The organism is Bordetella bronchiseptica (assembly GCF_900636925.1).
Taxonomy (GTDB): domain Bacteria; phylum Pseudomonadota; class Gammaproteobacteria; order Burkholderiales; family Burkholderiaceae_B; genus Bordetella; species Bordetella pertussis.
Genome location: NZ_LR134326.1, coordinates 3,421,975 through 3,435,273 on the forward strand (window position 1 = coordinate 3,421,975; position 13,299 = coordinate 3,435,273).

The 13,299-nt window shown below is 65.9% G+C and carries 11 protein-coding genes and 1 tRNA gene; 8 read left to right on the top strand and 4 right to left on the bottom strand.

Features of this window, described 5'->3' with window-relative positions:
- The first annotated feature begins 16 nt into the window (after window positions 1-16).
- The gene (locus EL288_RS15885) at window positions 17-484 is read left to right on the top strand and encodes an acetyltransferase (protein WP_033453850.1); all 468 of its coding nucleotides are present in this window, start codon (window positions 17-19) and stop codon (window positions 482-484) included.
- 170 nt (window positions 485-654) lie between these two features.
- On the opposite strand, the gene EL288_RS15890 is transcribed toward EL288_RS15885, so the two are convergent.
- Window positions 655-730 (bottom strand) — tRNA-His (locus EL288_RS15890).
- A gap of 158 nt (window positions 731-888) precedes the next feature.
- On the opposite strand from EL288_RS15890, the gene EL288_RS15895 reads away from it, so the two are divergent.
- Window positions 889-2,346, top strand: a complete 1,458-nt coding sequence (locus tag EL288_RS15895) for a phospholipase D-like domain-containing protein (protein WP_033447682.1) — start codon at window positions 889-891, stop codon at window positions 2,344-2,346.
- On the opposite strand, the gene EL288_RS15900 is transcribed toward EL288_RS15895, so the two are convergent.
- Complete coding sequence (locus EL288_RS15900) at window positions 2,343-2,693, bottom strand: STAS domain-containing protein (protein ID WP_003809935.1); 351 nt, start codon at window positions 2,691-2,693, stop codon at window positions 2,343-2,345. The two genes, EL288_RS15895 and EL288_RS15900, sit on opposite strands and share 4 nt — an antisense overlap.
- A 143-nt stretch (window positions 2,694-2,836) precedes the next feature.
- On the opposite strand from EL288_RS15900, the gene EL288_RS15905 reads away from it, so the two are divergent.
- Together EL288_RS15905 and alr are read left to right on the top strand one after the other, a co-directional pair.
- Entirely contained in the window at window positions 2,837-3,265 is a 429-nt protein-coding gene (locus EL288_RS15905) for an ATP-binding protein (protein WP_003809933.1), read from the top strand.
- Between the two features lie 83 nt (window positions 3,266-3,348).
- The gene (gene alr / locus EL288_RS15910) at window positions 3,349-4,512 is read left to right on the top strand and encodes an alanine racemase (RefSeq protein ID WP_015039330.1); all 1,164 of its coding nucleotides are present in this window, start codon (window positions 3,349-3,351) and stop codon (window positions 4,510-4,512) included.
- On the opposite strand, the gene EL288_RS15915 is transcribed toward alr, so the two are convergent.
- Window positions 4,509-6,956: an MFS transporter gene (locus tag EL288_RS15915; RefSeq protein WP_126621986.1), complete on the bottom strand. Its 2,448-nt coding sequence runs from the start codon at window positions 6,954-6,956 to the stop codon at window positions 4,509-4,511. The two genes, alr and EL288_RS15915, sit on opposite strands and share 4 nt — an antisense overlap.
- An 84-nt stretch (window positions 6,957-7,040) precedes the next feature.
- On the opposite strand from EL288_RS15915, the gene EL288_RS15920 reads away from it, so the two are divergent.
- Both EL288_RS15920 and EL288_RS15925 read left to right on the top strand, forming a co-directional pair.
- Window positions 7,041-9,062 (top strand): SpoIIE family protein phosphatase, encoded by a 2,022-nt coding sequence (locus EL288_RS15920; protein WP_003809926.1) that lies wholly within the window; start codon window positions 7,041-7,043, stop codon window positions 9,060-9,062.
- Complete coding sequence (locus EL288_RS15925; protein ID WP_003809924.1) at window positions 9,059-10,246, top strand: ABC transporter substrate-binding protein; 1,188 nt, start codon at window positions 9,059-9,061, stop codon at window positions 10,244-10,246. Before EL288_RS15920 ends, EL288_RS15925 begins: the two co-directional genes overlap by 4 nt.
- Before the next feature lie 41 nt (window positions 10,247-10,287).
- On the opposite strand, the gene EL288_RS15930 is transcribed toward EL288_RS15925, so the two are convergent.
- The gene (locus EL288_RS15930; RefSeq protein ID WP_003809921.1) at window positions 10,288-11,772 is read right to left on the bottom strand and encodes a glutamate-cysteine ligase family protein; all 1,485 of its coding nucleotides are present in this window, start codon (window positions 11,770-11,772) and stop codon (window positions 10,288-10,290) included.
- Between the two features lie 36 nt (window positions 11,773-11,808).
- Here EL288_RS15930 and bspR point away from each other — a divergent pair, with 36 nt between their 5' ends.
- Together bspR and EL288_RS15940 are read left to right on the top strand one after the other, a co-directional pair.
- Window positions 11,809-12,507, top strand: coding sequence for a type III secretion system regulator BspR (gene bspR / locus EL288_RS15935; RefSeq protein WP_010928439.1), 699 nt, complete (start codon window positions 11,809-11,811; stop codon window positions 12,505-12,507).
- A gap of 174 nt (window positions 12,508-12,681) precedes the next feature.
- Window positions 12,682-13,284 (top strand): RNA polymerase sigma factor, encoded by a 603-nt coding sequence (locus EL288_RS15940; protein ID WP_003809919.1) that lies wholly within the window; start codon window positions 12,682-12,684, stop codon window positions 13,282-13,284.
- Window positions 13,285-13,299 lie beyond the last annotated feature (15 nt).

Here is a 13,299-nt window from a genome sequence, read left to right on the forward strand (position 1 = left end):
GATATATCATGCCAGGATGACCAGCATCAGAGCTTCCCGCCCCGCAGACGGCGCGCGCACCGTTGAAATCTGGCGAGCCGCGGTGGACGCCAGCCATGATTTCCTGACGCCGCAAGACCGCCTGGCGATCGACGAGATGGTATGTGGCTTCCTGCCCCAGGCTCCGCTTTGGCTTGCCGTCGATGACAACGACTATCCGATGGCCTTCATGCTCATCGAAGACGGCCACATGCAGGCGCTGTTCGTCGACCCTGCCGCCCGTGGCAGGGGAATCGGCACCGCCCTGGTGCGCCACGGCGCCATGCTGTATCCCAGGATGACGACCGACGTCAACGAGCAAAATGCCCAGGCAATCGGTTTCTATGAAAAGCTGGGCTTCCAACGCACAGGACGCTCACCGCTCGACGATCAGGGCAAGCCCTATCCGCTGATCCACCTCGAACTCTCGCAGGCCAGGCCACCTTTGCCGGGATCGTTCATCTAGGTCCCGCCTCTGCGAGGGCCGGGCAGTTTTGCGCAACCCAATCAGGATCAGGGCGGCAGCCGGCGTTCTGCGCGAACGCCTTGCCGCCAAATCGGGATCCTGCCACCGTTCGCCCAAGAAAAAAAGCACCTCGGCTTGCGCCTAAGTGCCTGTTTTCCAACGAATTCGGGTGGGGTGGCTGATGGGACTCGAACCCACGACAACCGGAATCACAATCCGGGACTCTACCAACTGAGCTACAGCCACCGCAGCAAAGAAACGAGATTCTAGCACAAAATAAATGACGCATCAGCCCCGGCGCTTCCGGCGGGCAAATCTTGTTGCTATCCTTGCGCATCCGTACCCACATACCGGACCCGCCGCTGGCGGCCCCGGCTGCCACGCAAGCCTTTCTCCCGGACGCCATGGACCCATTGGAACAATTGCTGCGCGACTATTGGCCGCATATCGTCTTTGCGATCAGCGTGGTCGCCGGCACCGGCGCCGCCGTGCATGCCGCCATGACCAAACAGGATGTGCGCGCCGCCATCGCCTGGGTCGGGGTCGCCCTGTTCTCGCCGCTCTTTGGCGCCCTGCTCTATTTCGTCGCCGGCATCAACCGCATCCGCCGCTCGCTGGTGTCGCAGCAGCACGACGACGCCATGCTGGCCTACACGGGCCATCCCGACGCCCAGGTCGAGGACGTGGTCCCCTGCAGCGGTCCGCAATTCGCCTCGCTGCGCGTGCTGGGCGACCAGGTCAGCCGCTTCCGCCTGCTGGGCGGCAACCAGGTGCGGCCGCTGGCCGGCGGCGACGAGGCCTATCCCGCCATGATGCAGGCGATACGCGAGGCGCGCGTCTCGATCGCCATGCAAAGCTATATCTTCGACTGCGATCCGATCGGCCGCGAAATGGCGCAGGCCCTGGTCGAGGCGCAGCAGCGCGGCGTGCAGGTGCGCGTGCTCATCGATGCCATCGGCAGCAAGTACTCCCGTCCGCCGATCATTCGTACGCTGGTGCGCGGCGGCGTGCGCACCGCGCGCTTCATGACCAACCCGCTGGGCGTCATGCGCATGCCCTACGCGAACCTGCGCAGCCACCGCAAGATCCTGGTGGTCGACGGACATGTCGGCTTCACCGGGGGCATGAACATCCGCGCCGCCTTCGTGACGGCCCTGGCCGGCAAGGCCGCCAACGGAGATACCCACTTCCGCCTGGAAGGTCCGGTGGTGGCGCAACTGATGGCGGTTTTCGCGCACGACTGGAATTTCACGACCCGCGAATCCCTGGAAGGCCCGACCTGGTTCCCGCCGGCTCCCGAACGCGCGCCGGGCTCGGTGCCGATGCGCTGCGTGGCCTCGGGGCCGGACAGCGCCCTGGGCAGCACGCACAAGATGCTGCTGGGCGCGCTGGCGGTGGCGCAGCGCCATGTGCGGATCCAATCCCCCTATTTCCTGCCTGACCAGACGCTGATCGGCGCACTGGGGACCGCCGCACGCCGCGGCATCAGGGTCGATATCGTGATTCCGGGCTCGAACAACCTGCGCCTGGTCAACTACGCCATGAGCGCACAACTGGACCAGGTCATCCGCACGGGGTGCCGCGTATGGCGCTCGGCCGGCGCCTTCGACCACTCGAAGCTGCTGACGGTGGACGATGCCTGGTCCTATGTGGGCTCGTCCAACATGGACCCGCGCAGCCTGCGCCTGAACTTCGAGCTGGACACCGAAATCTACGATCGTGAACTGGCCGGCTGGATCGGGCAGCGCATCGACGCGCAGATCCGCCACGCACGGCAGGAAACACTGCAGGCCCTGAACGCGCAGCCGTTCATCAAGCGCCTGCGCAACAAGGTGATCTGGCTGGCCACGCCATATCTCTAGCGGGGCAAGGCCGTCTTGAAGGCGGCGGCAGCGGCCTCTCGCGAATTCGCCACCGGGAATATGCTAAGAAAACCGCTGATCTCGAATACTTCTCGCACGTGCGGCTTCAGTTCGCACAGCACCAGTTCGCCCTGGACCTGCCGCAGTTGCTTGGCCACCAGCAACACCACGCGCAGCCCTGCGCTGGAAATGTAGTCAAGCCGCCCCAGATCCAGCACGACACGGCGCTCGCCCTTGTCGACCTGCGCCGCCAGCTCGGCTTCGAGCTGTTCCGCGTTCGCGCTGTTCACCACGCCTTGCAGGCACGCAATCAACATGCCGTCTATCTTGTCCATCGTCAACTTCATGCGCTGACCTCGCTCGCTAACGCACCTTCGTCTGCGCGAATAATACGGGACAGCGTTAGTGCGCGAAATATCCGACGCTGTACGAATCCTCTGCGTTCTCATGACTCGGGCATACTTGCCGGCATTGCGTTGCGCGATACGTCATGTCAAGCAAAACCGATACGCTGGAGCTGTCCGTCACCGCCACTACGGCAACCGACGCGCTGTACTGGCTGGAACACATCGCCCTGCGCGACCGCTGGTCCGCCCGCCTGCGCTTCACACTGACGCTGTGCGCCGACGAGGCGCTGAACAACATCGTGTCCCATGCGTTCACGCCCGGCCACCCGGCCGCGATACACCTGACGCTACGTCAGACACGACGGGAAGTCAGCCTGCACATTGCCGACAACGGCGCCGCCTACGACCCCACTCAGGCCCTTTCCCCCCCTCTGGCCCGCAGCCTGGACGACGCGCAGCCGGGCGGGCACGGCCTGCGGCTGATGCGCCACTTCATGCACGCGCTCAGCTACCAGCGCCGCGACGGATGGAACCATCTCACCCTGACATCACACTCAGCGCCTGAATCCTGATCGCCGCGCCATGCGCCGCCCGCTGCGCATGCCATGCCCGGCGTGACAGTCCTGCACCCATCGACATCGACGAGGCCACAGCCATGCCCCTCGCGTCCGATCCCTTCGACGCTCCGATTCCCGGCCTCCATGCCTGCATCGACCCGATTGCGGTGGCCCACAACCTGGAAGTCCTGCGCCAACGGCTGGGCGTGGGCGTCGATGGTCCGCGCATATGGGCCACCGTCAAGGCCGATGCCTATGGGCACGGACTGCACAATGTTCTGCCGGGCCTGCGCGCCGCCGACGGCATCGCCGTCCGGCATCTGCACGAAGCCCACCAGTGCCGCCGTGTCGGCTGGCGCGGTCCCATCATGGTCTATGCCGGGCTGACCCACGAACGCGAGGCCGCGCTCCTGACGCTGCAACAGCTGCACCTGGTCATCACCGACATGACGCAACTCGAATGGCTGCCAGGCAAGCCCTTGTATGCGTGCGCGCCCTGGGTATGGCTGCGCTACATCGGCGCCACGCGGCTGGGCGGGCTGGACGCCGGCGAGTATCGGCGCGCCTATGCGCGCTGCCGTGAGCTGCAGCAGCATGGCGCGCTGCGTGGCGTGGGCCATCTGAACCACTACGCGAACGCCGCCAGCGTCGGCGATCTCGAACGCGAGCACGCCGATTTCGAGGCCTGCATCCGGGGCCTGCCGGGGCCGGTTTCCACCTGCAATTCGGCGGCCTCCTGTGTCATGCCGACGATGGCGGCGCGAACCGACTGGGTCCGTCCCGGTCTGGCACTGTATGGCGTAAGCCCCATTCCGGACCGCGTCGGGCGCGATCTGGGCCTGCGCCCCGCCATGACCTTGCGCAGCACATTGTGCGCGACGCAGAAACTGCCTGCCGGCGCCTCGGTCGGCTACGGTTGCGCGTTCGTGGCCGACCAGCCGATGGCGCTGGGGTTGGTGCGTTGCGGGTACGGCGACGGCTACCCGCACAATCCACGAGCCAGCTTCCCTGTCCAGGTAGACGGCGTGCTGACACGGACGGTGGGCAGGATTTCGATGGACCTGATGGCTGTCGATCTGCGGCCGATCCCCGCCGCGGCCCGGGGCGCGCCCGTCGTACTGTGGGGCTCGCCGCAGCTGCCGGTCGAACACATCGCGCACGCGGCGGACACCATCGCCGCCGAGTTGCTCACCGGGCTGACGGCGCGCGTACCCCTGATGCGAGCCGACCACGCGGCGCTGCTGCGCGGCCCCCTTGCCTAGCCGCCGCCCTGCCGCCAAGGGCACGCCAGCACGAACCACAGCGTGGCGCCCAGGTACATCATCCCCAGCGCCGCCATGGCGGCGCCCATTCCGAGCGGACCCGACAGCGCCCCGATCAGCAAGGGCCCCAGCATCTGCCCCAGCTTGTCGGCCGCGCGCATCACGCTGGCCGCGCCCGCGGCGCCATGCTCGCGAACAGCGCGCAACTCCAGCATATAGGGCATTTGCGAGGCGCCCGCGAAACAGCCGGCCAAGGCAAGCAGCGAGAGCGCCACGCCAGCGGCGAGCAATCCGTCAGGCAGCAGCCGGAACACCAGCAAGCCGGCGGTCCCGAGCGCTCCCGCCAACACGATCCACGGCCAGCGCACGCCGGACCAGTCGACCCACCTGGCCACAAGCGGCCCCAGGTAGACCACGCAAACCCCATAGATCATGAATATGCGCCCGATGCTCGCCGGCGCCGCCCCTTCGGCTTCCAGGTACAGGGGCAAGGCGAACGACATCACGCCCACCTGGGCTATCGAAAATGGAATCACGCTCGTCAGCAGCAACATGCCGAAGCCGCGCCCGCGCAGCAGGGGCCCCAAGGGCGCGCGCCTGCCCTGCGGGGCGGAGGTCGAGGCGGCCATTGCGGGAGGGAGCGCGCAGGCCCGCAACAGCGAGGCAACGCCGGCCAAGGGCAGCAAGAGCAAGACCGCCCCGATCGCGAAGACGGCGCGGAAACCGAGCTGCTCCATCAGCATTGCGCCCACGGCGACGCCCGAGAGCTGCCCGGCGAACAGGCCCGCGACCACACCGGCCATGCTGCGGCCGCGATGCGTCGGCGGACTGCGGCTGACAACCAATGCCTGCAGGCCCATCCACGTCAAGCCGTATCCCAGGCCGACGACGCCACGCGCCGACACGAACCATGCCAGATTGGGCGCCAACGCACTGGCCACGAATCCGATACATGAAAGCAGCAAGCCCTGCAGCACGGCATGGCGCCAACCCTTGCGCTCGCTCAATCTGCCCGCCATCAAGGCCGCGAGCAACCCGCACCCCATCTCCAGGGAGATCGGCAAGGCTATCAGAAGGCCAGGCGGCAAGGGGAGGTTCGCGGCGGGCAGGCTGCGGGCGAACAGCGGCAAGAAACTGGCCGGCATGGCGCAGGCGAACAGATAGCCGAACATCACGGGGCGCGTCAATCCGCCCACGTCCGTACCGTCAGCAGACGGTTGCCGGCCTTGTCCGTTCGGCAACGCCCGGTTCATGACCACCGCCAACAGCAGCAACAACTCGACCGCCACCACCAGCGCCACGACCGCCACCGTCGCCGCGTCCAGGGCGCGATCACGCAAGGCCGCCGCGACCGCGCCGCCGTCCAGCCGCAGGGCCAGCGCGCCACGGCTGGCGTCGGGGCCGCCCAGCGGCAGCGACACCGTGTAGCCCGGGTCGTCCGCAAATCGCCGCTGCGCGTCGCCGGTGACGCTACCGCGCGCGTCCACTTCCTGCAGCACCCTGCCATCGCTTGCCACCAGCGCGATCGAGCCGATCAATGGATAGGCATGTATGGTGCGGGAAAACAGCCGGTCCACGCCGCGCAACTGGTGCAGTTCCAGGCCGTAGCCCAATACGCGATCCAGGCCGCGCTGCAAACCCGTGGCCAGCACGACGGCATTGTGGCGGACAACATCCAGCCACACGTCCCGGAACATGTCTATCGTGTAGCCCGCGTACACGCCTTGCGCCAGCAACAGCGCGACCAGGGGCAGCACGAAACGGGCCCGGGCGCCGCCGCGCTCCCGCCTGCGCCGTTCGCCGCGGCGCAGGACCAACGCCAGCGCCAGCGCCAGGGCCAGCGCAACGGCCGCCGTGACCAAGGCCAGGGCCTGCAGGTTGCGCCACATCAGCGCATGCATGAAGGCGGGATCGCGCGGCCAGCCCAGCACCAGCGCGGCTCGCACGATGCCGTCGCTTCCGGCCAACGGAATACCCAGCGAAACCGCTTCGTCGCCGACCAGGCGTACGCTGCCCGACGGCTGGCGCTGCACGTCCGGCTCATCATCGGGAAAGGCCAAAGCGCGCGCCAGCCGCGCCGCATGCGGAACCAACACTCCGGCCGACGCCACTAATCGGCCGTCTTTCAGCACAACCGCTACTCCGGTGACACCATGGGACTCCTCCAGCAACCCGTCCAGCAGGTCGCGCAGGCCGAAGTACTGCTCCAGCGGCTTGCCCAGGCGCACGCCGTTCTCGATGACTATCGCCGATTGCCGCGCGCTCGCCTCGACCCGCGCGGCGGTCGCGTCGACGATCTGCCGCTGCAGGGCGCTCAGCGTCAACAATCCGGTCAGGCCCTGCGCCAGCCACAGCAACGCCACGCATGCCAGCGTCACGCCCAGCAATGGGCGCGAGTTCAGCTTGCGCAACGCCCCTTTTCCGCGATCGAACCACGTACTCATGGCTGAATCCAACCATGCGGCAGCCCGTGACGGCATGTCACGCAATCCAACGCGCGCTGCCCGCACGTAGTACGAAACCCTTTCATGTTCATGCGCCGTACTCCCCGGCTAGAGCTGCCGCTTTCATTGCGTGGGAAGTTCCTCCTGCTCATTGCATCCACGCTGCTACTCGTAGGCATCGTCGTGATGCTCGTGACCCAGCGCGATGTCACGAACAACATCATCAAGAACGAACTGCATGCCGTCAGTAACATCATGGACTTGGTAGTTCGTGACACCGACACGCGCTGGTCCACGCTGCTCGACGACAAGATCCGCACCATCCGGGAAAGCCGCAGGCAACTGATCCAGCTCAGCGCGGTCGTGATATCGGTGCTGAACGCCTATGCCGCGCAGGCCGAGCGCGGACACGTCACTACCGGCGCCGCCAAGGGCATGGCGCGTGTCTGGCTGAACCATCTCGACCTGGGGCCACGCCGCGTCGCCTTCGCCTATGACGCGGAAGGCACCGTGCTGGCCAGCACCAACCCCCGGATGATCGACCGGGACCTCTCCGGGATCCGCGATTTCAAGGGCCGGCCGCTCGCCGCCGCCATGTACGAGGAAAGCCGCAACGGCGGTCGCGGCTTCGCCATCTATCCGTCTCCCCTGGACGAGTCCGCCCAGATGCGGCACGCCTATTTCGTGTACTTCCCCGCGTGGAAGTGGGTTCTCGCCATCTCCGATAGCTCACAAGCCATCATCGACAAGGTTGCCGCCCAGAAAGCCAGCATGATTGCCGCGATAGACCGGAACCTGTCGGAGCTGCGGCTCAGCCGCCATGGTTTCGTGTTCGTGGTTGCGGACGATGGCACGGTGATCGTGCCGCCGCCCCCGTCGGCCGCCCGGCTGCTGGACTCGACAGACGTCGAATCAGGACGGGTATTGCATACGATGCTTGCCGAAATCTCGTCTACCCGCGGCCTGACGTTGCGCTTTACCAACGGCGAAAGCGCCTGGCAGATCGACGCCCTGCGATACAAGCCGCTGCATTGGACCATCATCGGTGTCGTTCCCGAGCCGGACCTGACCGACCCGGCACAGAACCTGGTGCGCCGGCAGGCACTGATCTTCGCCGCCACCTTGCTGGCCGGGCTGATGCTGGCATGGGTGGTGGCGGTGCGCATCGCCCGGCCGTTGGCGCAACTGAGCAACTACGCTCGCCAGCTTCCCAACCAGGACCTCACCGAGCCGATCCGGGTTCCGCCGTCGGTGGCATGCCTGCCGCGCCGGCGGCGCGACGAAGTCGGACAACTCGCCGAATCGTTCCTGTTCATGAACGAACAGCTGCACCACAATGTGCGGGCCCTGATGGCGCAGATATCGAACCGCGAACGCCTCGAAAGCGAATTGAGCATTGCCCGCTCCATCCAGCTTGGCCTGCTTCCCCAGCCGTTGTCCGATGCGGCCACGCGCGGCAGCCAGTTGCGTGCCGTCATGTACCCGGCCCGGGAGGTCGGTGGGGATTTCTACGACTACTTCGTGCTGGCAGACGGGCGTCTGTGCTTTGCCATCGGCGACGTATCCGGAAAAGGCGTGCCCGCGGCCCTGTTCATGGCCATCGTCAGGACCTTGATACGCAGCGTGGCGGAAGAAGAGCACGACCCGGGCGCCATCGCCACCAAGGTGAACCACCGTCTGGCCGAGAACAACCCCAAGCTGATGTTCGTCACCTTGCTGATAGGCGTCTTCACCCCGGAAACAGGCGCCCTGGCCTGGGTCAACGCCGGCCACCCGCCGCCGTTGCTCATCGACGAACGAGGCGAGGTTCGCCTGCTTCAAGGAAGCAGCGGCGCGGCCTGCGGCGTGCTGGACAACGAAGCGTATTCCACCCTGAGCACCACCTTGCCGAACGGCACCTCGCTGGTCGCGTTTACCGACGGCGTCACCGAAGCCATCCACGGCGGCTGCGCCCAGTATGGGCTGCCGCGGCTGGTCGCCCTGATGCAGGGCGCGCCGCGCGCAGCGGCCGAACTCATCGAGCACATTCTGCACGACCTACGCGAATTCGCCGCCGATTCCGAACAATCCGACGATCTCACTATCATCGCCATTCATCGCCCATGACCCTTCGCCCCGGAATACTCGCCCCGCTCGCCCTGCTTCTTGGCCTCGCGTGGCCCATCGCGGCGGCATCCAGCCCTCCCCCTGTCGCGGCCCTGAGCTCCGACGTCGCCCTTACCTCGCCCCGCCTTCCGCCTCCCTCCCATACCTCCGGCCGGAAATGGCGCATCGGTTATGTGGGTAGCGGCGAGTACGAAGAGTATCCGCGCACGCTCTACGCGATCGCGCGCGCATTGCAACAGCTCGGATGGCTGCATATCGACGACATGCCTGAGATAACCGATATGCGAAAGGCCTGGCTTTACCTGGCCACGCATGCCCGCAGCAACTACATCGAGTTCGTGCCCGATGCGTGGTGGCAGCCCGGCAACTTCGACACCGCCTTGCGGCCCGCCGTGCGCGAAGCCGTTGCGGCACGCCTGCGTGGCGCCAAGGACATCGACCTGATCATCGCCATGGGCACCTGGGCCGGACAGGACATGGTCGAACTGGGCACGCCGGTACCTACCGTGGTCGTCTCGTCGACCGACCCGATAAGCGCCCGGATCATACCCAGTGCAGCCGACAGCGGCCAGGACAACCTGCATGCCCGGGTACAGCCCGACCACTACCAGCGGCAGATCCAGCTGCTCCATGACATCGTGCCGTTCAAGACGCTTGGACTGGTCTACGAAGACACCGAAGCAGGCCGCACTTACGCAGCCATCGATAAGGTCGCTGCACTAATGCCGACATTGGATTTCTCCGTCAAGCGTTGCGACGCACGCGCGACCGGCATCCCCATCGCCACAGCAACCCAGAACGTTCTGAATTGCTACCAGAAGCTGTCGAGCGAAGTCGACGCCTTTTACGTCACCGAGCACCGGGGCATCACCTCGAAGTCCGTCAAGCAGCTCGCCGCGCTGCTGCGCGCCGCCCGCGTACCCAGTTTCTCGATGCAAGGCTCCGACGAGGTCAAGGCCGGCCTGTTGATGAGCCTGGCCAAGGCGGACTACTCCAGCGTAGGCATGTTCCACGCCCAGACCATTGCCCGCATTTTCAATGGGGAAAAGCCGCGCAGCATCAGCCAGGTCTGGAATGCCCCCGCCAAGATAGCCATCAATCTGGAAACGGCGCGGCGCATCGGCTTCGACCCACCGGTGGATATTCTGCTGGCGGCCGACGAGGTGTACGAAGCGGAGCACTGACGGGCCTGGCCAACGAGACCTGGAAAAGAATGTGCCGGATCCTAGGACAGCACCGCGCGCTGCCGGCATACCTGTGCGCGGCGCATCTCAGGCGTGCCGCGCGCCTGGCGCCACAAGCGCAGCATGCGGTCCGCGGCGGTCTCGCCGGTTTCCACCACGTAGCGCACATAATCGAGCCATTGCTGTTCGTCGCCGGCCAGTCCGCCTTCGGCTACCGCCACGACCTGTTGGCAAAGGCAGCGCACCTGCGCATCGTCCAACGCCAAAGCGATGGCCCGATCGCGCAACGCGCGCAAGCGCAGCCAGCCCCATCGCCTCACGAGGGCCTCGGCGTCGTGCAGATTGCGCAACAGCCCCAATTGCAGCGCCGACGCCGCCATCGGCGCGCTGGCCGCGACGGCATCGCCGGCTGAGCGCAGCAAGTCGGCATCGGCAAATACCGCGCCCGGCGCGCGCCCCTCGATGTAACCTTGCGCGCCGGCCTGCTCGAACAGCGCTTCCAGGCCGCCCTGCCTGTCCCAGGCTCGCAACAGCGCCGGCAAGGCGGGGACGATCGGCATCCTGTAGCGCCAACGCGCGTCCAGGAACTGCGCGAACTGCGAATAGACGAAATGTTCGCTGCGCGCGGCCAGACGCACGGAACCGCCATCATTCAGGTTTCGCGCCGGCCACGCGCCTGCATACAGGAACTCTGCCAGCGAAGGAGCTCCCACCAGGCAGGCCACATCGGCGTTCTTGTAGTCGCAAGCATCGCCCGGCGGTAGCGCCCGGCTGGAGGTCAATCCGCCGAACATCCAGCGGAAATAATCGCCGAGATCGCGAAACGGCCTTGCAGGCAGGCGATGCAGCAGGTCGTCGCCCAGGTAGCGCGCGCCTCGGAACATGCGCGGCCACAGGGTCAGGCGGTTTTCCTTGAGACCGGTCACCCGCCCTGCCTCCAGCGGGCTGTTGGCGAACATGGCGATCTGCGCGGGAGCCAGCGCCAGCACGACGTTCAGGCAGCGCGCGGCAATGGCCACGGGAACCGACGTGCAGGGGCTGTTCTGTGCCTTGGCGTCTATCCCGATCCGGTGCAGCCAGCCTCGCTGGCCGACGAGCTCCTCGTAGATGGGCCGCGGCACCCGCACTCGCCGGTACCAGTCGGCATCCAGGCTGGCGGCGGGATGCTCGGCCGCGTTGATCAGCATCGCCCCCTCCGCGGCCAAGGCGAGCTGCGTGTCGCGCAGCTCGCGGCGCACCGCTTCGGCCAATCGGCGCAGCCCTCCCGCGCCGCCGTTCACAGGCGCGAATGCGGTTTCGAGCAGGTTATAGCCGTTATCAAGCCCGCTCAGGCCATGGGGACCGCCCACCCCGCACAGGCGCGCGCCCAGCCGGCACTCCTGCACGGACTCTCCGCGTTGACGGCGCAAGTTGCGCAGCGATTCGAAATGACGCGCCACCGGATGGCTGGCCCCGGTCGCACGACAGGCCACCACCATTTCCAGCTCGAGGCCCAGCGTATGGCCGACACTTTGCGCAGCGTTCAAGGCGAGCCTCGATGGCCGGACGGGAGCGAGGCATGCATGCCGTCGGGTTTGTCATGCCGGCATGGAACCGAAGAGCCGAAAGCGTCACACAGTGCATATTCCATGTTCCCGCTCCGTAGAACGCGATACACCCAAGGATTCGAGACAACGGCCCACCGCATGAACTTCCAGATCCCACCCGCTTTACCTGCTTTGGAGCTTGATGTCTTTGCGCGCGCCGCCAGCCAAGGAGAGACCCTTTATGTCACCAAAGCAGGCGAGCAGTTCCAGGTCATCGCATCCGGCACGACGCCATCAGGGCGCAACGTATCCTGGGTCGCCACCGACGAGGACACGCTTGTCATGTTTTCCAGCGCGCTGGCGCTGGCCTACGGCACGGGAATCGCCCGCGCCGTCGCCAAGGAGCTCGATCTGCACGCGGCCCCGACGACATCGCTGTCGGCGCGTGTCGTCACGCGAGCCGTCGACATGGCGGAAACCTCACGCCACGCCCTGCAGGGCGTGGATTTCCTTACCTTCCTGTCCTGGTCGGCGCGCGCCGACACCGCCGGCTTCCGACAAGTCTGTCACGACACCGGTGTCTCTCCCGATCAGATATCCGGAACGTTGCGTGCCACGATCGACGAAAGCATGCAGCAGCGCTTCGCATCCGCCGCACAATCAGGTAAGGCGCCGGTATCCGCCCATACGGCGCAAGAATGGTTGCGCGAGGTCCTTGCGCACCACCTGATGTAGTCCTCATACGTCGCATCGTAAGTTTTACGGAAGGCATTCAGCGCGTTGTATCTGAATGCTCCGGTAGCGACCGCGATCCGACATTAGTTTCGGAAGTTAACAACTGCCGGATAAAACCGGCAGTCAGTATCTTGGTGACGTGAATTATCACCCTTTCACTTGGTATCGCTTTGCATGGTTTCTCCCCCGTCATCCGGTCTTCCCGCTTCTCTCGAAAAACCGGACAACGCATATCCCGATATCGCCACCGAGCGATCGGACCAGCAGTTGCTGAGCAGCCTGGTAGCCGAACATGCCGGCCGATTGCAGAGATTCATCGCCAAGCACATCGGCCACAGCAGCGACGTCGAGGACCTTGCGCAACAGGCTTTCGCCGAAGCGGCCCGCGCGTATCAATCGTTTCGTGGCGACTCCCAGCTTTCCACCTGGCTGTACGGCATCGCGCTCAATCTGGTCCGCAATCACTTGTCGCGTGCGCCAGAGCGCCGTTATGAATTCACCTCCGACGCCAGCCTGGGTGTCATGCCATGCAGTGCGCCCAACCCCGAAGCCGTGACCGAGCAGCGTCAACGCATGCGCTTGCTACGCGAAGCGCTGGAGCAGCTCCCCGAAAGCATGCGCGACGTGATCCTCATGGTCGGCGTGGAAGAACTCTCCTATGAAGAGGCTGCCGCACTGCTTTCGGTTCCTGTAGGAACCATTCGCAGCCGACTTTCCCGCGCCCGCTGTGCCTTGCGCGAAGCACTGCGCGAACGAGGCTACGACAGCGTGCCGTAGCCCCCTGCCCGGGCC

Excerpts from the sequence above, each read along its gene's own strand:
- EL288_RS15905 (WP_003809933.1), top strand. The coding sequence starts at position 2,837 with ATGTCAAGCAAAACCGATACGCTGGAGCTGTCCGTCACCGCCACTACG.
- EL288_RS15920 (WP_003809926.1), top strand. The coding sequence starts at position 7,041 with ATGTTCATGCGCCGTACTCCCCGGCTAGAGCTGCCGCTTTCATTGCGT.
- alr (WP_015039330.1), top strand. The coding sequence starts at position 3,349 with ATGCCCCTCGCGTCCGATCCCTTCGACGCTCCGATTCCCGGCCTCCAT.
- EL288_RS15900 (WP_003809935.1), bottom strand. The coding sequence starts at position 2,693 with ATGAAGTTGACGATGGACAAGATAGACGGCATGTTGATTGCGTGCCTG.
- EL288_RS15885 (WP_033453850.1), top strand. The coding sequence starts at position 17 with ATGACCAGCATCAGAGCTTCCCGCCCCGCAGACGGCGCGCGCACCGTT.
- EL288_RS15925 (WP_003809924.1), top strand. The coding sequence starts at position 9,059 with ATGACCCTTCGCCCCGGAATACTCGCCCCGCTCGCCCTGCTTCTTGGC.
- EL288_RS15895 (WP_033447682.1), top strand. The coding sequence starts at position 889 with ATGGACCCATTGGAACAATTGCTGCGCGACTATTGGCCGCATATCGTC.
- bspR (WP_010928439.1), top strand. The coding sequence starts at position 11,809 with ATGCCGTCGGGTTTGTCATGCCGGCATGGAACCGAAGAGCCGAAAGCG.
- EL288_RS15915 (WP_126621986.1), bottom strand. The coding sequence starts at position 6,956 with ATGAGTACGTGGTTCGATCGCGGAAAAGGGGCGTTGCGCAAGCTGAAC.
- EL288_RS15940 (WP_003809919.1), top strand. The coding sequence starts at position 12,682 with ATGGTTTCTCCCCCGTCATCCGGTCTTCCCGCTTCTCTCGAAAAACCG.